The organism is Bacillus sp. Y3, assembly GCF_008123875.1.
GTDB classification, from domain to species: domain Bacteria; phylum Bacillota; class Bacilli; order Bacillales; family Bacillaceae; genus Bacillus; species Bacillus altitudinis.
Window position 1 is genome coordinate 58,405 of sequence record NZ_VSSC01000004.1, and the last position, 18,858, is coordinate 77,262.

Here is an 18,858-nt window from a genome sequence, read left to right on the forward strand (position 1 = left end):
TGTTTCCTCCTTTTTATTTAACAAGCTGCTTTTGATAAAGCGCTACTTTCAAATGATAGGTAAATAAAAATTCATAAGCCTCTAAGACTCGTTTGGCTTCAAATGCGGTTTTCCCCCAAACGGTGATGCCATGATTACGAATGAGTACAGCACCAGCATCGTCCGTCAGGTGCACTGCAAATTGTTTTGCAAGGTGCGGAATATGAGCTGGGTTTTCAATAATAGGAACAGTGACTTCTGCATCCTCTTCCCAATAACCAAGCGCTTTAATAATTTCGTTGCCTTTAAAACGAACTTCTCCTTTATCGCCATACAGCTCAGAAATGACATTGTTATCGATCGTGTGGACGTGAAGACAACATCCTGCTTTCGTCCGCTCATAAACGTATGTGTGAAGCAGTGTTTCAGCTGATGGCCTGAGCGGCTCATTCGGATGAACCGGCTGACCTGCTGCATCAACAAGAACAAAATCTTCATCGGTTTCTTTTCGTTTATCTTTGCCACTTGCCGTCACCAAAAACGTGATGGGATCATCCGACACTTTTATCGATAAATTGCCGCTCGTTCCGTAAAACCAGTCTCTTTGTGCCAATTCACGTTTGACGTCTGCTAGTTCCTTCCAGCGTTTACTCTTCTCGTCTGCCATTCCTTCACTTCCTTTATTTGATCAAATTGCGCTTTTAGATCAACAAATGTTTCATACTCTTTATGTACGAGCCCTAGCTCTTTACATTCGTTCAGTAAATAATCACGCGCAAACGTGAGATCCGCATGTTTCGCTGCCTCAATATCAGTCACTGAATCACCAATCATGATAATAAAATCATCTTCCTGCGTCAGCTCTCGAATAATGGAAGGCTTGCAGCAGCCACAGCCATTTTGGCATTCTGAATCACAAGCATGCGGCCATTCAATTTGAATATGGTCTTCTTTAAATGATGCATGGTTACAATAAATATTCTCTTGTTCGACAATCCCTTCAAGGATAGGGTAGACAAAAAAGTCCATACCGCCGCTGAGTACATAGAAAGGAATGTCTGCTTTTTTGACATCATCGACAAACTGTTCAAATCCTTCACGAATCTCTGTATCCTCTAAAATAAATGACCGAATGGCTTCTTTCTGATCACTCGTCAGTAACTGAAACATTTGCCCGACGCCTTCTTGGATCGTGATCTCTTTTGCTAGAACACCATCCTTCCATTTCGTCCATTCTTTTGGAGCAAACTGCTTCATGATGCGAATGATATTATCATTTTTCGTAATCGTGCCATCAAAATCACAACATACAATTGGTTTTTTCATTTATTCTGCTACCCTTCCCCAAAGATCAAGTGCTGCTTGTAAGTCTTGACAAGTTGATGCTTTTTCTTCGATAGACTCTTTTTTGACCACCGCATCAATGATCGAACGAAAGGCTTTCCCTCCTCCGATTGCTCCCCGCGGATGTCCGTGAATTCCCCCGCCTGCATTAATGACATGATCAAGTCCAAAATCTTTGATTAAGATCGGCACCATTCCCGGGTGAATGCCTGCTGAAGGGACAGGAAATGTTTGTTGAACTGTATCCTCTTTCACACATGCTTCGAAAATGCCAATGGCATCTTTTTTCGGAAGGGCGACTGATCCATAAGGAGAGGGAAAAAGACTTAAATCAGCGCCAGCATATCGATTTAATTTGCCTAAAAGAAGAGAATGCGAGAATCCATAGTCTGGAGAGGATGTCATTGCACCGCTCACTGCCGGATGTGCCATGATCGGCAATGGGATCTCTGGATCTTCAGCCAAGCTTTGCATGACATCAAGTCCATAGGCAAAAACGTTGAATAATAGCGCATCAGCCCCGAGTTCGGCTGCCTTTCTTGCTCGATCTTTCAAATCAAAAGTTCTACCAGTTAAATTAACAGCATAAAGCGTGCGATGTCCTGTCTCTTCATATGTTTCTTTTAATATCTTTTTTCCTTCCTTGATTCGATCTTCAAAAGGGGCTAATGGGCTTTCAAATAAAATCTCATCATCTTTGATGAAGTCTACTCCACCTAAAGCCTGTAAGCGGAGCTGTTCTTTTAAATCCTCCATATCACGGCCGATCACGCCTTTAAATATACTCATCAATAGCGGCCGATCAAACACGCCTACTTTCTTTCGTATCCCCTCAATGCCAAATACCGGTCCTGGAAGACAGCGTTTAAACCTTTCCGAAAATTCGATATCGACGAGCTTTACTTTCCCATCCAGTGAAAGCTTTCCAAAAATCGTCGTCAACACCGCTGGTATATCAGCTGAAAAGTTCGCCTCAGGATAAGCAATGGTCACCTCTGATTGATACAGACCACCAATTGCGGGGGACTGTTCTTTTACGCTCACCACACGGCCTTTATGTTTTTTCAGCTGCTCCTTTTTGAGCTGCGGCAAGTCCGTCCATGACCCGACCGTTAACCCAAGTGCGATCTGCTCTGCTTTTCGGTCTATTTGTTCATCCTCTCGATGTGTTAGTACGTATGTTGCCAGTAGTTCACTCACTAGGAATCCCCTTTCGATTGCGTCCTGTATATGGTCAATAAAAAAAACCTCTTTAAGTGCTTGATCAGCGCGTTAAAGAGGTTTCGTCTCATTCATCCGAATCTTATCTCTCAGCGCTTGCTGCAAGAATTAGCACCGTGCTTCATGGAAGTCGGTTGCCGGGCTTCATTGGGCTAGTCCCTCTGCCTACTCTTGATAAGAATATTCAATTTTCTTAAATATTGCCTGAATTATCGCACCATTTTTTTACGTTGTCAATGGCTTTTTTTCAAATAACTGCAAGGCAGCGATACGATCAGCGGCTTCCTTTAGCCGCTCCTCGCTTGTTAAAAGACCGACTCTGACGTAGCCTTCACCGTGAGCACCAAAGCCATTCCCCGGTGCAACAACAACATGTGCTTTTTCTAATAATACATCAGAAAAAGTTTCAGATGTATACCCTTCAGGCACCTTTAACCAAGCAAAAAACGAGCCCTTTGGCGCACTGACGTCCCAGCCAATCTCTTTGCATGCAGCAATCCAAGTGTTTCGTCTTTTTTCGTACCGATCATTTTGTACTTGGACGCACGTTTGATCGCTTAAAAGTGCTTCTGCTGCTGCATCTTGAGTTGCTTTAAACAGTGACACAAACAGGTGATCCTGATAAAGCTCAATGGCTTCGATAACAGAGGCATTCCCTGCTGCAAAACCGACTCTCCAGCCAGCCATATTATACGTTTTGGACAATGTATAGATTTCAATACCTGTCTCTTTTGCTCCGTCTATTTGCAGGAAACTGAGGGGCTTTTCGCCGTCAAATCCTATGCCACCATATGCAAAATCATGGACTACACACATCTTATTTTCACTCGCAAACGCAACAGTATCTTCAAAAAATGTCCGGGTTGCAGTCGCACCAGTCGGATTATTTGGGTAATTTAAGTACATCAATTTTGCTTGATTCTTATCTTCCTTAGACAGTTGGTGGTAGTCAGGTAAAAAATCATTTTGTTCAAGAAGAGGCATTGTGACCATGCGAGCTCCGGCAAGCACAGCGCCTGACCAGTAATCTGGATATCCTGGATCTGGAACAAGCAGCGTATCACCTGGATTCAGTAAACATTGAGGCAATTCGACTAGTCCCGCTTTCCCTCCAAATAAGATGGCAATCTCTGTTTTTGGGTCAAGCGTGACGCCATATTCTCTTTCATAAAAAGCAGCTGCAGCCTTCTTTAGTTTCGCTGTCCCGCGGAATGAGGAGTATTGATGATTTTCAGGTTTTGCTACCGCTTCCTGCATCGCTTTCACAATATGTGGAGGAGTGGGCTGATCAGGATTTCCTTGACCTAAATTAATCACATCTGCCCCTTCCTGCATTTTCTTCTGCACTTTTTGAACAAGCGACGCAAAAAATTGTTTCGGTAAATGTTTCAATACATCTGATTGCTGGAATTCCATTTTTTCACCTTCTATTCAAGTTACGTGACAATACAATCACTGTAATGGATTGTTTTATGAATTGTAAAGCAATTTTGAAAAAAGATTGACATGTGAACTGCAGCTCTGATAATATCTAGAATTAAGAAATGCAAGCAGACATGAAACAATTACATATTGATTTCTCTTATCGAGAGTTGGGCGAGGGATTTGGCCTTTTGACCCCAACAGCAACCGACCGTTAATACCACTGTGAAGTGGGGCGCAGCAAGAACAGCGCCAAGACAATTCATTGTCTTATAGGGCACGGTGCTAATTCCATCAGACGTATGTGCTGAGAGATAAGAGAGGCTTCGAGCATACACGCCATCAAGCCTCTTTCTCTCAGGAGAAAGAGGCTTTTTTATATGATTTGGAGGGGAAGCAATTGGTTACACTTACGGCATCATATGAAGAATTAACAGAAAGTTCGGCAGTTGCACTTGCCATTAGACTTGGCTTGATTCGAGAGAGCAGTCATTTGACATGTACTGAAATTGGCGACGGAAATTTAAATTACGTCTTTCATATTTATGATCACAAACAAGCAAAAGGACTGATTATCAAGCAGGCCCTTCCTTACGCAAAAGTCGTTGGAGAAAGCTGGCCGCTGACATTAGACCGCGCAAGAATTGAAAGTGCAGCACTCATCAAGCAATCAGAGTATGCACCACATCTCGTACCAGCCGTCTATTATTCGGATACAGCTCTTGCAGTGACGGCAATGGAGGATCTATCACACCTTGAAATCGTCAGAAAAGGGCTAATTGCCGGAAAACAATACCCGTATTTATCAGATCATGTCGGAGAATTTTTAGGCAAAACACTATTTTACACGTCTGACTTTGCCACAAATCCTAAAATCAAAAAACAATTCGTGAAACAGTTTACGAATCCTGATCTTTGTGACATTACAGAAAAACTCGTCTTCACAGATCCTTTCTTTGACAGCGAAACGAATGACTTCGAAGAGCAATTAAGAGAAGAGGCACAAGCACTATGGGCTGATCTTGAACTGCAAGCAAAAGCAGCCGAATTGAAACGGATCTTCTTAACCTCTGCTGAAACACTGGTACATGGAGATCTTCATACAGGCAGTATTTTTGCAAACGAAACGGAAACGAAAATCATTGATCCAGAGTTCGCTTTTTACGGTCCTTTCGGATTCGATATCGGTCACTTTATTGCCAATCTGTTCATCAATGCTTTATCTCATGAGAATGAGCAGGATCAGCAGCACCTTTTTGATCATGTCGTCAATGTGTGGGCAACATTCAAAGAAGTGTTCACAAAAGCATGGAAAGAAGACAGTATTGAAGCGTTTAGTGTATCGGACAGCTTTTTAGAAACAACGTTTGACCGTATTTTAAAAGAAGCCACCGGCTTTGCTGGCTGTGAGCTTGTTCGCCGAACCATCGGTCTTGCGCATGCGGCTGATCTTGATGCGATTCCATCACATTCTAGAAGGCTTCAGCAGAAAAAAGCAGCACTTACACTAGGAAAAACATTGATCAAACAATATCAAGCAGTGGAAACAGCGTCTGACCTCGTCGCATTATTCCAGCAAACTGTAAAGGAGTGACGAGTTTTGTCTAAAGAATTTGAAGTTCCCCGTTCCGTCGAATGGGAAGAAAACCGTATCAACATTTTGAATCAGCAAAAATTACCTGCTGAAACCGTGTTTGAGCATTTATATACAAAAGAAGATGTGTATGATGCCATTGTGACGCTAAAAGTGCGCGGAGCACCTGCTATTGGCATTACAGCGGCTTTTGGGCTCGCACTCAGTGCACAAGAGATTGATACAGAAGACATTGATCTCTTTAAGCGAGAAGTCGCTCGCCTGAAAGAATATTTAAACAGTGCTCGTCCAACCGCTGTGAATCTTGCCTGGGCATTAGACCGGCTTTATCAGCGCATTGAGCGTGCTGCTTCGGTGAATGCAGCCAAAACTGATCTTGTCCATGAAGCCATTCAAATTCAAATCGAAGATGAAGAAACATGTCGGCAAATCGGTCAAAATGCTCTTCAGCTCTTTAAATCTGGTGATCGAATTATGACCATTTGTAACGCAGGCTCGATTGCCACAAGCCGGTACGGAACAGCGCTTGCACCCTTTTATTTAGCGAAAAAGAAAAACCTCGATCTTCACATTTACGCATGTGAAACACGTCCTGTCCTTCAAGGCGCTCGTCTGACGACATGGGAATTGATGCAGGGCGGTGTAGATGTGACGCTTATCACGGATAATATGGCAGCCCATACGATGAAAGAAAAACAAATTTCTGCCGTTATTGTTGGTGCAGATCGAATCGCTAGAAACGGTGATACAGCAAATAAAATTGGAACGTTAAGTCTGGCTATTTTGGCTAAACACTTTCAAATTCCATTTTTTGTGGCAGCGCCTCTTTCGACCTTTGATGTGTCAACTCAGGATGGGTCAGATATTCCGATTGAAGAACGCGACCCGCAGGAAGTAAAGGAATTAAACGGCATCCAAATAGCGCCTCCTGACGTGCAGGTATTTAACCCTGCCTTTGATGTCACTCCTCACCATCTCATTTCCGGGATCATTACAGAAAAAGGCATTATCACTTCCAACTATACAGAAGAGATTGATGCACTATTTACTGAAAGCGTGTCACTTTAATCAAACAAAAGCGCGGGGTTCTTATCATTTAAGAGCACCGCGCTTTTTTGTTTCGTTCGTTTTTGCTAATATTTCTTTTTTCTGTTCTTCTGTCAACACGTTCATTTTGACACATAGTGATGTGACGGCGTACATTTTATCTTTTTTGCCCCATAACATGTTAGCAGCCTCCTTTTTCCCTAGACCAACTTTTTTAGCTTAATAAAAGGATATGTCGCTCACTAAACATTTGGAACAGGTCAATTCATTTATTTTTGAACAAATGGGATGCCTTCTAATTCTAACAGGATCGCTTTCATCCCTGTCTTCGTCCCTGCATAGCCAGTCAGAGTCCTGTCTTTTCCAATGACCCGGTGACACGGGATAAAAATTGGCAATGCATTGCGTCTATTAGCTTGTCCAATGGCTCTGACAGCCTTTGGATTACCGATCGCTTCTGCAATATCAGCATAGCTTTTTGATTCACCATACGGAATAGTAGAAAGTGCCTCCCACACTTGCTCTTGAAACGGAGAGCCTGCTTGCTTGAGCGGGAGATCGAACACTTTCCGATCGCCCTTAAAATATTCATCCAGCTGTTTTTTCGCTTCTTTTAATACAGGCGTGTCTTCTTGTTTAAAATGGTCTCTCTGTTCTTTGACCAAAAACGATTCATCATCAAACTTCACTTCAATGATGGCACCATCTTTCTCTAGTATATATAATGCCCCGATTGGTGCGGTATAGACTGTATAATACACATTAAAGCTCCCCTTCTTGTTTCTGCTGCCGGAGTGGAAGCGTGAGATGGAACACTGTTCCGACCCCTTCTTCACTCTCTACTTCAATGGTTCCTTGATGCTCTTCAATAATTTTATAACTAACCATTAACCCAAGTCCAGTGCCTCTTTCTTTTGTTGTATAAAATGGTTCTCCGAGACGCTTTAGTTTATCCTCTGTCATGCCGCAGCCTTCATCACGAAGAGAAATCACAATGTGCTCCTCCCCCTTCCTTTGAATGCTCACGTATACATTTCCTTTCTGAGGCATTACTTCAATCGCATTTTTTAAAATGTTAATAAAGACTTGCTTCAATTGATTTTGTTCACAGTAGATGAGCGGAATATCATCCAGCACATCTAAATGCATTTGTACATTGCCAAGATTGGCCTGTGCGTGAAGAAGGTCCATCGTGTCTTTGACAATTTGCACGACATTTTTTTCTTCATAGATGATGGCCTGCGGTTTCGCTAAAATCAAAAATTCTGTAATGATGGATTCGATTCTTTTTAGCTCTGATGTGATGACATTAAAATAGAGCGAATACTCCCCTTCAATGTTTCCTTTGAGCAGCTGAATGAAGCCTTTTAAAGCCGTCATTGGATTTCTAATTTCATGAGCAATTCCTGCGGCAAGCTCTCCGACAACATGAAGCGTATCCGATTTTCTTACCCGCTCCTCTAATTCCTTGCGTTCAGTCACATCTCTAAAGATGGCCAAATTCATGTTATGAATAATATTTCGTTTAAAAGAAAACTCCAAAATACGTTGATCTGGATGGTTCAGCACAAATGGAACTTCATTGTCCATCTCGTCTAATGACATCGCCTGAGCTGGCTGCGCCAAATTTTCAATTTGATAAGGCGCAAGGATATGAAAAAGGTTCATTTCCGTTAAGTGATCATCTTTGAGGCCAAGCAGTTCACTTGCGGAAGGATTCACATCTATAATCCGGTATTGATTATCGAAAAGAACAATGCCATCCATAGAGCCATTAAATACTTTACGAAATTTGAGCTCACTTTCTCGCAACTCCTCTTCCATTCGCTTTCTGTCACTGACATTCCGTAAAATGGTTAAGTGCTGCCCTTCTAATACCGCATGCTTAGAGGTGAACTCAAGCTCTTTGAATTGGCCATTCGCCATTCTAAAGAGGAGTTCTTCTCTGATTTCAAGATTCCTGATATACCGTCTTCTTGTCGGCCGGTATCTGCGATCAGATTTGACTAGAAAATCCATGAGTTTCTTGCCAATCAGCTGGTGCATCGGTAATTCAAAAATTCGGCAGGCTGATTCATTTGCCCTGACAATTTCTCCATCATCCGCCCAAATGATGATGGCATCCATCGCATTTTCGAATATTTCTCTAAAACGTTCTTCACTTTTTAGCAGCTTTTCTTCCATTAATCTTTTTTCTGTAATATCACGCATGATGGACATGTAAAAACCACTCATCACATTGGATGTGATGGTCAGTTCGAATAATTTGTGCTGCCCAGATTGAAGGGTAACAGGAAGTTCTCCCTTTGCTTTCCCTGTTTCTTTCAATGAAGTTAAGAGCTGCTGGAGCGCTGGAAGGTTTTCTTCTTCAACAAATTCATTTAAGTAGCGGTCTGTTAAATCTGTTTTTTGAAGTTCAAAGCTCTGGCAAAAAGAGTGATTGGCGTCAATCATACAACCATCCTGATCAAAAATGACCATACCGTCAATCGCTCGATCAAATAAATCTTTAAACAGCTGCTCATTCATCGAACGTTCTCGCTCTAATATTTTCTTTGAAGAAATATCACGCATGACGACAATATATTGTTGATTCACCACGTCGTGCTCTGCTGCAAATTCAATATATTTTGTCTCTCCATTTTCAAGTTGAATGGAGATCTCTCTTTTTAACGTTCCTTTTCGAAAAAAAATCTCAAGTGAGCAGTCAATTTTGTTTTTCGGGATGCCGTATAGGAAATCTAGAACGGATTTATTGAGGAGGTCTTCTTTCGGTGTTTGCACAAGCCTACATGTCGCTTCATTGGCTTGAATAATGTTGAGGTGCTGATCAAATATAAAAATGGCATCTAACGTCTTATTTAACAGCATTTTGTGCTGTATCAATTCATTTCGCAAATATTCGTTTTCTTTTTCTAATTTTCTGATATTTTTCGCACCATCGAGCGTTTCAGTCATTCTCTTACACTCCTTTTCCAGCCTCATTCCTCTACAATATTTCTACAAGATTTTCATTGTTCCTTCATTCGACTCATAAAAAAAGAGAACTTTTTACATGAGGCTTGCTTCATTTGTTTCATTTGGATGACACGATTGTATAACGATTCTCTTTTCTTACGCTTCTTTTACAACCGTTCTACAATTTCACATCAAATAGCGAAATGAGCCAATTTGTATTTTAAAATGGGGCAAATGAGGGAACAGTGCACTTAGAACGTTTATGTTCGAAATGAAGCAGGAAAGGTGATGTTATGACGTCAACGAGAGACAGTTATTTCGATAATGCAAAATTTCTTCTGATTTTTCTAGTTGTTTTTGGTCATTTGTTACGGTCATTCATACATGATAATGACTGGATACTCTACTTATATAAATTTATTTATACATTCCATATGCCCGCTTTTATATTGGTGTCTGGCTTCTTTGCCAAAGGTTTTAGAAAACCAGGTTTTATGAAAAAAGTCGCAGTTAAGCTGATCATCCCATATTTAATTTTTCAGGTCATTTATTCTGTGTATTATTATTTCTTACAGGATCAAAGCATCTCTAACTTAAATCCGATTGATCCGCAGTGGTCTTTATGGTTTTTAATCAGTTTATTCTTTTGGAACTTACTACTCATTCCTTTTTCAAAACTGCCATTCCACTGGGCAATGATCGTTAGTTTATCGATGGCGTTACTTGTCGGTTACGTGGACAGCATTAGTGATACGCTCAGCCTATCTCGTACGTTTGTCTTTTTGCCGATGTTTTTAGCTGGCTTTTATTTAAAAAAGCAGCACTTTGAATTTATCCGAACAAGCAAAGGGAAACTGACTGCACTTCTTGTACTGATGGCCGTGTTCATGTTTTGCTATTTCTATGAATTCGATTATTCCTTTTTATTTGGGTCACAATCGTACGCTTCTCTTGGAGATGAAGGACTCATTGCAGCGATGAAACGAATGGCATGGTATTTACTTGCATTTGCTGCTACCTTTAGTTTCTTTGCATTAGTCCCTACACGCCGGTTTTTCTTTACCAAATGGGGCACAAGAACGTTATATGTCTATTTACTTCATGGCTTTGTGATTAAGCTTTTAAGAACGACTTGGTTTGATGATTGGGCTCTAAATACGGCAAGTGTATTGATTCTATTGCTACTTACGGTCCTCTTAACCTTTACCCTATCTAGTACATTTGTTAAAACTGTTGCACAACCAGTCATCGAGCTCAAAATGACCAGTCTAATGCGAACCATTACTGGCAGACAAAACAGTTATATTAAATAGAAAAAACGATCTCTCTGGATCGTTTTTTTCTATTTATTTTTTGTTTTTCTGTTCAGTGTGACATTCATCGTTTTTTTTAGGCTTCATTAAGGTATCAATCCATTTACTGCTGTTTATATCTCCCAGCTCGCTGCCAAATTCCTCTTCCAAGATATCGGGGTTCATCGGTTTTTTATGGTCTTTCATATCTTTACTTTTCACATGTTTTTTAGTCACGAGATGCTCCCCCCTGTTTCCCTTGATGAGAATTTCGGTTCGCCTGGCGGTCTTCTGATTGCTCGTCAAATTGTGTTTGTCCTTGATCGTGTGCCATGCTTTCTGTAGGCGTCATATTATTCGTGAGTGCTTCATTTTTTGCTGTTTTTCTTTTCATTTGTCATCATTCCTTTTTAACATGTTTAGTTCTTCGCTCAATTGATCAAATAGCTCTTTCATTTGTTTGACTGTCACTGGTTTTTCCTCAGGCTTTAACTCATATCCAATTTGCCCATTCGCTTCTAGCGTTGCTTTTTTGAGACTGCTGATGTCTGTGATGCCCTGCTGCTTTAAGCGCATTTTGAATTGGTCCCTTGTCAGCCGCGTTTTTTTCAGCTTGTGATCAAGCATTTCTCCATCCTCTAAAATCACCACAGACTTCCCTGAAACCAATTTTTCAAAAAAATCAAATTGAATCGACAGCTTTTCCATAATCACAAGCGCCACAATAAAAATGGCGGCCGCATAAATGGTTTCAAGTAAATTATGCTCAATAAAGGGTTGGATAATAATCGATCCAATCGAAATCATGATGACTGTCTGTTGAACCGTTAATTGACTAATGGATTTAGGCCCTGCTATTCTCAGCAGCAAAGTACCAACGAGCAGCATTACAATTGCTTTCCATAACACATCCAGCACGTCTCTTTCACCTCTTACCTATAGATTGCGAACATCCTTTGTGATTTAGCCAGTTATATAATGGAAATAAAAAACCAGCATTCAGTAGGAATGCTGGTCTGATTGTTGATAAAGAGTTAAAATGATCTTTATTTTAGCTCTTCTTCTTTTCAGCGTGATAGAAAACCTTTGCAGTCTAGGAAAGTCGAGCACCGGAGCGGAGCGAATTTGACATTCGTGAGCACCGGAGCACAGATTTGACAACGAATGCGAGGGTTTGGTCTACACGCTGAAACCAGTATTCAGTAGGAATGCTGGTTAGCCGATGATCACACGCTCTTTCGGATAATGATAATTCGCTTCACTTTCCCGGCGGCCAATTAAATACAAGAAGCTTGGAATTCCAATCCGTCCTATAAACATGACGACCATAATAATACACTTACCAAATACGGACAAGTCAGACGTAATTCCGAGCGACAGTCCTGTTGTTCCGAAGGCAGAACAAACTTCAAATAAAGTTTCAAGAAGTGTATGATGGTCTGATAAAGTTAACAGAAACGTAGCACCAAACACTAAAATAAAGGCCATCATCGTCACCATGAGGGATTTATTAATGTCCGCTTGATGAAGCTCTCTTTTAAAGATTTTAATGGACTTATTTCCTCTCGCAAAATGAAACAAAGCAAGTAAATTAAGGGCAAACGTGGTTGTCCGAATTCCGCCCCCTACCGAGCTTGGAGATGCCCCGATAAACATCAACAAACATAAAAATAACAGTGTCGGCTCTGTCAATTGCGTAATATCTAATGTCGAAAGCCCGCCACTTCTGGTAGCTGTTGATTGAAACAAAGAATAAAACAAGATTTCATGCCAGCTCTTCCCTAGAAAAGTAAACCGAGCTTCAAGTGCATAAATCCCAATTGCCCCAACGACAACAAGGAGGCCAAACGTGATCGTTGTAATTTTCGTAAACAATGAAAACGATGCATGTTTTCGGTCTTGATTGAATAAATAATCCTTTACTTCGACAAGTACCGGAAAGCCAATAGCGCCAAAAATGATGAGCAGCATCGTGATAAATTGGACGAAATAGTCATCTTTATAAGGAATTAACGAATTCCCAGTAATATCAAATCCTCCATTGGTTGTGGCACTGATACTAGAGAAAAATCCGTGTAAAAAAGCGCCTTGCACATCGTAATACTTTAGAAAATACATACTTAAAATCAGACCGCCTACAAACTCAATCAGTAAGATTAAATATAAGACCTGCTTCATGAGTTTTACAATTCCTGATAAGTTGCTCTGGTTTTGGTCTGCCATAATTAATTTTCTTTCTTTAATGCCGATCCTTTTTCGCATAACCAGCCAGACGAATGTACCAAGGGTCATAATGCCGATACCCCCAATTTGCAAAACAAATGCAAGGATCCACATCCCGGTCACACTAAATGTTTGTGACGTATCGACAACAGTCAGACCCGTGACACTGACAGCACTCACAGCTGTAAATAGCGCATCAATAAATGTCCATTTGACTCCTTCTTGGTGAGCCACTGGCAGACTGAGTAGAATGAACGACACGGTCACAGCAAGAAAATAATAAAGGGCAATCAGCTGAAAAGCCGACAGCCGGTCGATTAGTTTTTTCATTGGATTCATGGTTATTCCTTCTTTTATCTTTCTTTTCGAATACTATATCATTTTAATGAAAAGAAAGAAGATTTTAAAGGTATTTTGTGCTTTATTTACTTTTTCATCAAAAAGAAAAAGACATCCTTAGGCAGAATGTCTTTTGATCTTTCTTATTTTGCTTCGAGTCTTCTAATTCTTTCGTTTAAATCAGGGTGTGTTGAGAAAAGAGAAGCTTTTCTTTTACCACTGATTTTCAGTGTAGCAACAGCTGTTTGATCATCATCTTTAATTCTTGATGTATACGCCTCTAGTGAACGGAGCGCATGAATCATTTTATCTTTTCCTGCAAGGTCCGCACCGCCGCGGTCTGCATGGAATTCGCGATGTCTAGAGTAAGCAAATACGACAAGGCTTCCTAAGATAGAGAAAATAATTTGGAAGACGATCACAGCGATAAAGTGAACAATCGGCACAAGCTCTTCACGTGGAACGAAACGGCTTGCGATCCATGCCGCAATTCTTGAAAGGAAGACAACAAACGTGTTGACGATTCCTTGAAGTAACGTCATTGTAACCATGTCACCGTTCGCTACGTGAGCGACTTCGTGAGCGATAACCCCTTCAACTGCTGCATCATCCATTTCATGAAGCAATCCAGTTGATACGGCAACAAGCGATCTTCTTTTAGAAGGACCTGTCGCAAATGCATTTACTTCAGATGATTGGTAAATACCGACCTCAGGCATTTTAGAAAGGCCTGCTGCTCTTGATAGTCTGTGAACGCGGTCAACAAGCTGCTGCTCATCATATGTTAATGAATCCTTTTCTGGATTTAACACACGCACACCCATCATCATTTTTGCCATCCAGCGAGACATCGCTAGTGACATAAACGAGCCTACAAAACCAACAACTGCACTGAATACAAGAAGATAAAGGATATTAAGTCTTCCGTCTGCTCCTATATAAGAACCAACACCAGTTGCTGCACTAATAACCGATAGGACAATACCAATCGTAGTGATAACAAGAATGTTCGTTAATATAAACAGAAATATTCTTTTACCCATACATAACCTCCGCTGTCATATTAAGTTCATTTGAACTTATTAATAAAATTATAAAAATAAACGTCTCAAATTGCAAGGAAAAAGGAATCGTTTTCTATGTTTATCATACTGGCTAAAACCTCGTCATTTCAATGATTACGCTACTTGCATCCGCAAACAAGTGAACAAATTGTGACGCACCGGTCCTATTTTAGTTTATTTTGCATTTTCATTAAAAAGAGATTATGATGTTGAATTAGATCAATAATCACGTTTTTGACGTACAAAATGAGGTGGAACATGGTGACTTTTAAATTAACGAGAATTGACATGACGAGACTTCTGTATTCTCTAAAAGGCGAGGGAGATCTGACTCCGCTTCAGCTTTTGAATTTATCTGTAAAAAGCGATAAGGAACATGAATATGATGAATTAAGAATCCCTTCGTTTTTTGAAAAACTCGAACGGCGGAAGCAAAAATCAGAGCACGGGCTTTCAACGAACGAAATCGTTGAGCTTGGCAACTTGTGTGAACTGACTTCTCTTAAATCGACAGCCATTCAAAACTGGATCAAGCGCGATATTAAAGATATGATCGGCCATCCAGAGCTTGGCAAGAAGTACTCCATTGATCAAGTCGTTATTTTATTAATTGTCCGGGATTTAAAATCAGTATTTGATTTTGATTCTATTCGTACGATCTTATCTGCCTTATTTAATACGATCACAGATCGAACGGATGATATTATCAGCCCCATCCGTTTTTATGAAGCATATGCGCACGTCCTTGATTTTATTTATCACCATACACATTTTCCATTAAAGGAAACGAATTTACGAGAAATGACAGAAGAGCAGACGGACAAACTCCACGAAGAGTTTACAGAATTGACGAAGCCGCAATGGCATTTGATTAAAGGCATTATCAGTTCTACCGTTTTCTCCGTTTTCACTTCTCACTTGCAAAGCACAGCGCAAGAAATGATGTTGAATACGCTTCAGCTGAAAAAGGCTTAAAACTGAGCCCGAGGTGAACCTTCATCACCTCGGCTTTTTTGTGCAGCAATTGCCAGCATAATTGCAGGCTGTTTTTTTCAAAATAAGAAGGCGCAACAAACATGAGGTGAAAGGAGGAATATGTGATGGCAAATCGAAATCAACTTCTTGTTCCTGGAGTAGAACAAGCTTTAGATCAATTTAAATACGAGATCGCTCAAGAATTTGGCGTGAATCTCGGTTCAGATACAGTCGCACGTTCAAACGGTTCTGTTGGCGGCGAGATGACAAAAAGACTCGTACAGCAGGCGCAATCTCAAATGGGCCATTCAACTAAATAAAGACATGGTGAAATACGCCGGATCTATTCTGGCGTTTTTTTACTGTTCATATGTAGGCTCATCCCGGTTTTCACGGTATGAGGGCGGTGTGTTTTTTCCTTTTTGTTTGACGCCATTTCTGTTACGTTCGCCGTACGGACGATTCTGACCACTGTCGTTTTTTTTTACATGCTTTTCAGTATCACCACGTGATGTGCCGTTTGGATGTTTTTTTTCATTTGGATCAGTCGAGTGATTTTTTTTTTGCTCTTTGTCTTTTTCAAAAGGGCGATCCTTTTCTTCTTTTCCCTTTTTCTCTTTGTTGTCAAAATTAGGGCTTGTTTGGTGAGGCTTTTGAACAGCTCCTTGCTCTTCCCTCTCAACTTCCTTCTGCTCTTTGTCTTCGCCTTCAGGAGCCTCTTTATCAGGCTGCATCTCATCGCTACCGTCTGTCTTGATGTCTTCTTTTTTGTCTTCGTCTTTTTGATCTTCATCAGCATTTTTCGGCTCTTCTTCTTTGACAGCCTCATCATCTGCTGGATCTTCATCTTCTTTTTTAACGTCCTCTTGTTCGTTGTCTTGCATTTCTTGATTTCTAATATAAGTTCCTGTTGAGATGCCTGCTTTTTGTGCCTTTTCTCTTGTTTCCAGGTCACCTTCCACAGTTTCTAGCTTATAATTGCGCTTTTGATATTCCCCCGAGATGGTGCTGATTTTACTTTTTACGTTTGTTTTGTATGTATGATCCTGCTTGTTTTCATAAACAGTTGAAATATAAATGCTTTTAGAGTCGTTCACGTATCCCTTTTTATCACAATCATCGATGATTTCCTGCACGACTTTGGTCATGTCGTTTTTTTCTAAATCTTTCATACTGGCCAGTACTTGCTTCGCATCTTTATTCAGCGGAGTGACACCGATCACTTGATAATTGTGATCGAGTTTCAGCTCAAAGCTTGGGTTAATGTCAATCGTCATATATGCATATGCTTTTTGACTTGAGAAAGATGGCATCATAGTGAAAATCACGACAATAATTGCTGCAATTGATAGAATTCCTGCATTTAACGGACGTAAACGAAGCAGGTCAAAAAAACCGGCTCTTTTTCTTTCGAGACGTGATTCATTCGGAAACGTCACTTCTTGACCGATTTCATAGTCTTGCTGTTCATACTTTGTCCGCAGAAATTGTCCATCAGGGGTCAGCAGTGTGACATATTTTTTGTTTTTCTCTACTATAATGCCTCTTCTCATGAATTAAGCACCCCTTTAAGGTAATCTTTCAAATACACATAATCACCTGTCATAATGATCGCCATCGCAATAATATATTTTCTATTTCTCTCAATCGTTTTGCGGCTGACTTCCACTAGCTTTTCCAGCTGTTTGACTGGCAATTGTTTTTTCTGAAATAAAATGGTTCTCAGTTCATCATGCTTCACGAGTGTATGGGCCACTTTAATGGCATTTTGTCTCGCATCCGCATGCTTTGGTGAATGCTCAAGCAGTTCTTGAAACGTAAGACCATATACTTTCAATCGTTCTTTAAAATGTTCAATCTCTTCTCTTCTATGTTCTTGTTCAATTAAACGCCTATATTCATTTGCAGAAAGCTCTGCTTCAATCATGCTTTGCGAGTACTCGCCATTCTCACTTTCTTGAAGGTCCATTTGAACCGTTGGCGCGTTTCTTGCTTCTTTTCGAATATAGTCGATTACTTTTCTTTTAATAATTAACTCCGCAAATGCAAGGAGTGAGTTGCCTTTTTCGGCAGAGTATTTTTCTATCGCTTCATTAAAGGCAATTAAGCCTACGCTAAATTCATCATCTTTTTCATCTATATATCGTTTACAAACGGATGAAACCGTCTTAGCGACAAATGGTTTGTATTGCTCTATTAATGCATTTTGCAGCTCGGTATCACCCTGTTGGATGTTGATTGCCGACTGCTCTAATGTTTGCTTTTTCTTTCCCTTTTTAAACAAAAGGCTAAGCAATGGTTTCACCTCAGTTCTCCCTATATTACTCATTTATGATAGCTAATTTATGAGGGAAGCGCAAAGGAAGAAATGAGGAATTCATTTCCTGTTACTCAATTGTGACATGTATTTCTTTATCTACTTTACAACGTTTCGTTTAAAAGCAAAGAAATAAGGGGGTATCCCCCCCTTTTTTGTAATATACGTGTTATGAAAATGAAATGATATTTCTTTCAAAAAACCTACTCTTCCAGCCGCATCTCTTGTTTTTCCTCGTTTTGCTGGCTGCCTTTTCTTGATGGACTTGATAAAAACCAGCCAAATGCTGCAATCGCGAGAAGGACCGTCCAGAAAATGATTTTCCATAATGTTGAATGAATGAAATGAGAGGACACGACCCCAATAGCTGGATGAGAAAGTGTATAGAGCGTCAGCTTCACGCCAACCCATCCGACAATGACAAAAGCTGCTGTTTCTAGGCTTGGTCTCGTTTTAAGCAGTTTCACAAATACAGTCGCCGCAAACCTCATGATCACTAGACCAATGATACCGCCCAATAGAATGACAATAAATTGACCGCCATCAAGCCCGCCAATTTGTGGAAGGTTTGTTGCTGGCAGAGTCACAGCTAATGCAACAGCTGCTAAAATAGAATCTACTGCAAATGCAATGTCAGCAAGCTCAACTTTCACGACGGTTGCCCAAAAGCCGCTTTGTTTCATGTTTGTGTCTGCTTCCTTTTTCTTAAATACGTGCGATTTTAAAATATGGTGAATCGAAATATATAGAAGATAAATTGCGCCAATGGCTTGAACTTGCCACACATCTACTAAAAACGAAATAAGAAAAAGAGAACCAAATCGCATGACAAATGCTCCCGCAAGTCCGTAAAATAATGCCTTTTTTCTTTGTTTTTCAGGAAGGTGTTTGACCATCACAGCCATAACCAGCGCATTATCAGCTGCTAAAATCCCTTCTAATCCAATCAATACGAGAAGAACCCACCCGTACTCTAAAATAATTGCTGCATCCATCATCATTCCTCCTTATTTTTTATCTATTGTCCCACAACAGACAAAGGCTTATGAATGCAAAAAAGACCTTTGCCTGTAATGGCAAAGG

At 40.4% G+C, this 18,858-nt stretch carries 20 protein-coding genes and 1 riboswitch; of the genes, 5 read left to right on the plus strand and 15 right to left on the minus strand.

Translation table 11 applies throughout. The annotated features are described in order from the left end of the window. Window positions 1–13 precede the first annotated feature (13 nt). From FXF70_RS09940 to FXF70_RS09955, 4 genes are all read right to left on the minus strand, one after another. Complete coding sequence (locus tag FXF70_RS09940) at window positions 14–646, minus strand: methylthioribulose 1-phosphate dehydratase (RefSeq protein ID WP_050827214.1); 633 nt, start codon at window positions 644–646, stop codon at window positions 14–16. Then, the gene (locus FXF70_RS09945; protein ID WP_017367123.1) at window positions 610–1,305 is read right to left on the minus strand and encodes a 2-hydroxy-3-keto-5-methylthiopentenyl-1-phosphate phosphatase; all 696 of its coding nucleotides are present in this window, start codon (window positions 1,303–1,305) and stop codon (window positions 610–612) included. The genes FXF70_RS09940 and FXF70_RS09945 overlap by 37 nt, the downstream gene beginning before the upstream one ends. Then, window positions 1,306–2,523, minus strand: coding sequence for a 2,3-diketo-5-methylthiopentyl-1-phosphate enolase (gene mtnW / locus FXF70_RS09950; RefSeq protein WP_148780186.1), 1,218 nt, complete (start codon window positions 2,521–2,523; stop codon window positions 1,306–1,308). Between the two features lie 100 nt (window positions 2,524–2,623). Next, a riboswitch (SAM riboswitch) is annotated at window positions 2,624–2,725 on the minus strand. 44 nt (window positions 2,726–2,769) lie between these two features. Further along, window positions 2,770–3,960 (minus strand): pyridoxal phosphate-dependent aminotransferase, encoded by a 1,191-nt coding sequence (locus tag FXF70_RS09955; RefSeq protein WP_135226810.1) that lies wholly within the window; start codon window positions 3,958–3,960, stop codon window positions 2,770–2,772. A 406-nt stretch (window positions 3,961–4,366) separates the two neighbouring features. Here FXF70_RS09955 and mtnK point away from each other — a divergent pair, with 406 nt between their 5' ends. Together mtnK and mtnA are read left to right on the plus strand one after the other, a co-directional pair. Further along, the gene (gene mtnK, locus FXF70_RS09960; protein ID WP_148780187.1) at window positions 4,367–5,560 is read left to right on the plus strand and encodes an S-methyl-5-thioribose kinase; all 1,194 of its coding nucleotides are present in this window, start codon (window positions 4,367–4,369) and stop codon (window positions 5,558–5,560) included. Window positions 5,561–5,566: 6 nt separating this feature from the next. Continuing rightward, window positions 5,567–6,628 carry an S-methyl-5-thioribose-1-phosphate isomerase gene (gene mtnA / locus FXF70_RS09965; RefSeq protein WP_017367119.1) on the plus strand — a complete coding sequence of 354 codons (1,062 nt, stop codon included), beginning with the start codon at window positions 5,567–5,569 and terminating at the stop codon, window positions 6,626–6,628. A 24-nt stretch (window positions 6,629–6,652) separates the two neighbouring features. On the opposite strand, the gene FXF70_RS19230 is transcribed toward mtnA, so the two are convergent. From FXF70_RS19230 to FXF70_RS09975, 3 genes are all read right to left on the minus strand, one after another. Beyond that, entirely contained in the window at window positions 6,653–6,787 is a 135-nt protein-coding gene (locus FXF70_RS19230; RefSeq protein WP_017359454.1) for a hypothetical protein, read from the minus strand. Window positions 6,788–6,876: 89 nt separating this feature from the next. Next, a complete protein-coding gene (locus FXF70_RS09970) occupies window positions 6,877–7,368 on the minus strand; it encodes a methylated-DNA--[protein]-cysteine S-methyltransferase (RefSeq protein WP_017359455.1) in 492 nt (163 codons plus the stop codon). Window position 7,369: 1 nt separating this feature from the next. Beyond that, on the minus strand, window positions 7,370–9,565 hold the full coding sequence (locus FXF70_RS09975; RefSeq protein ID WP_008346118.1) for a PAS domain-containing sensor histidine kinase: 2,196 nt from the start codon (window positions 9,563–9,565) through the stop codon (window positions 7,370–7,372). 293 nt (window positions 9,566–9,858) lie between these two features. Here FXF70_RS09975 and FXF70_RS09980 point away from each other — a divergent pair, with 293 nt between their 5' ends. Further along, complete coding sequence (locus tag FXF70_RS09980; protein ID WP_007498757.1) at window positions 9,859–10,878, plus strand: acyltransferase family protein; 1,020 nt, start codon at window positions 9,859–9,861, stop codon at window positions 10,876–10,878. Between the two features lie 33 nt (window positions 10,879–10,911). Here FXF70_RS09980 and FXF70_RS09985 read toward each other — a convergent pair whose 3' ends face one another. The 5 genes from FXF70_RS09985 to htpX form a co-directional block, all read right to left on the minus strand. Then, window positions 10,912–11,094, minus strand: coding sequence for a hypothetical protein (locus FXF70_RS09985; protein WP_008346122.1), 183 nt, complete (start codon window positions 11,092–11,094; stop codon window positions 10,912–10,914). After that, window positions 11,087–11,251, minus strand: a complete 165-nt coding sequence (locus FXF70_RS19065; protein WP_008346124.1) for a hypothetical protein — start codon at window positions 11,249–11,251, stop codon at window positions 11,087–11,089. Before FXF70_RS19065 ends, FXF70_RS09985 begins: the two co-directional genes overlap by 8 nt. Beyond that, a complete protein-coding gene (locus FXF70_RS09990) occupies window positions 11,248–11,775 on the minus strand; it encodes a DUF421 domain-containing protein (protein WP_017359458.1) in 528 nt (175 codons plus the stop codon). Before FXF70_RS09990 ends, FXF70_RS19065 begins: the two co-directional genes overlap by 4 nt. 297 nt (window positions 11,776–12,072) lie before the next feature. Next, window positions 12,073–13,419 carry a TrkH family potassium uptake protein gene (locus FXF70_RS09995; RefSeq protein ID WP_007498761.1) on the minus strand — a complete coding sequence of 449 codons (1,347 nt, stop codon included), beginning with the start codon at window positions 13,417–13,419 and terminating at the stop codon, window positions 12,073–12,075. A 143-nt stretch (window positions 13,420–13,562) separates the two neighbouring features. Further along, complete coding sequence (gene htpX / locus FXF70_RS10000; protein WP_007498762.1) at window positions 13,563–14,462, minus strand: protease HtpX; 900 nt, start codon at window positions 14,460–14,462, stop codon at window positions 13,563–13,565. Between the two features lie 279 nt (window positions 14,463–14,741). Between htpX and FXF70_RS10005 the strand changes: the two genes are divergently transcribed. After that, window positions 14,742–15,458, plus strand: a complete 717-nt coding sequence (locus FXF70_RS10005) for a DUF1836 domain-containing protein (RefSeq protein WP_046343373.1) — start codon at window positions 14,742–14,744, stop codon at window positions 15,456–15,458. Window positions 15,459–15,583: 125 nt separating this feature from the next. Continuing rightward, window positions 15,584–15,778 carry an alpha/beta-type small acid-soluble spore protein gene (locus FXF70_RS10010; RefSeq protein WP_008346135.1) on the plus strand — a complete coding sequence of 65 codons (195 nt, stop codon included), beginning with the start codon at window positions 15,584–15,586 and terminating at the stop codon, window positions 15,776–15,778. Between the two features lie 39 nt (window positions 15,779–15,817). Here FXF70_RS10010 and FXF70_RS10015 read toward each other — a convergent pair whose 3' ends face one another. From FXF70_RS10015 to FXF70_RS10025, 3 genes are all read right to left on the minus strand, one after another. Continuing rightward, window positions 15,818–17,011 carry an anti-sigma-I factor RsgI family protein gene (locus tag FXF70_RS10015; protein WP_148780188.1) on the minus strand — a complete coding sequence of 398 codons (1,194 nt, stop codon included), beginning with the start codon at window positions 17,009–17,011 and terminating at the stop codon, window positions 15,818–15,820. Then, window positions 17,008–17,763 (minus strand): RNA polymerase sigma factor SigI, encoded by a 756-nt coding sequence (gene sigI, locus FXF70_RS10020; protein WP_008346139.1) that lies wholly within the window; start codon window positions 17,761–17,763, stop codon window positions 17,008–17,010. Before sigI ends, FXF70_RS10015 begins: the two co-directional genes overlap by 4 nt. Window positions 17,764–17,978: 215 nt before the next feature. Then, on the minus strand, window positions 17,979–18,770 hold the full coding sequence (locus FXF70_RS10025) for a TerC family protein (protein WP_057079630.1): 792 nt from the start codon (window positions 18,768–18,770) through the stop codon (window positions 17,979–17,981). Between the last annotated feature and the right edge of the window lie 88 nt (window positions 18,771–18,858).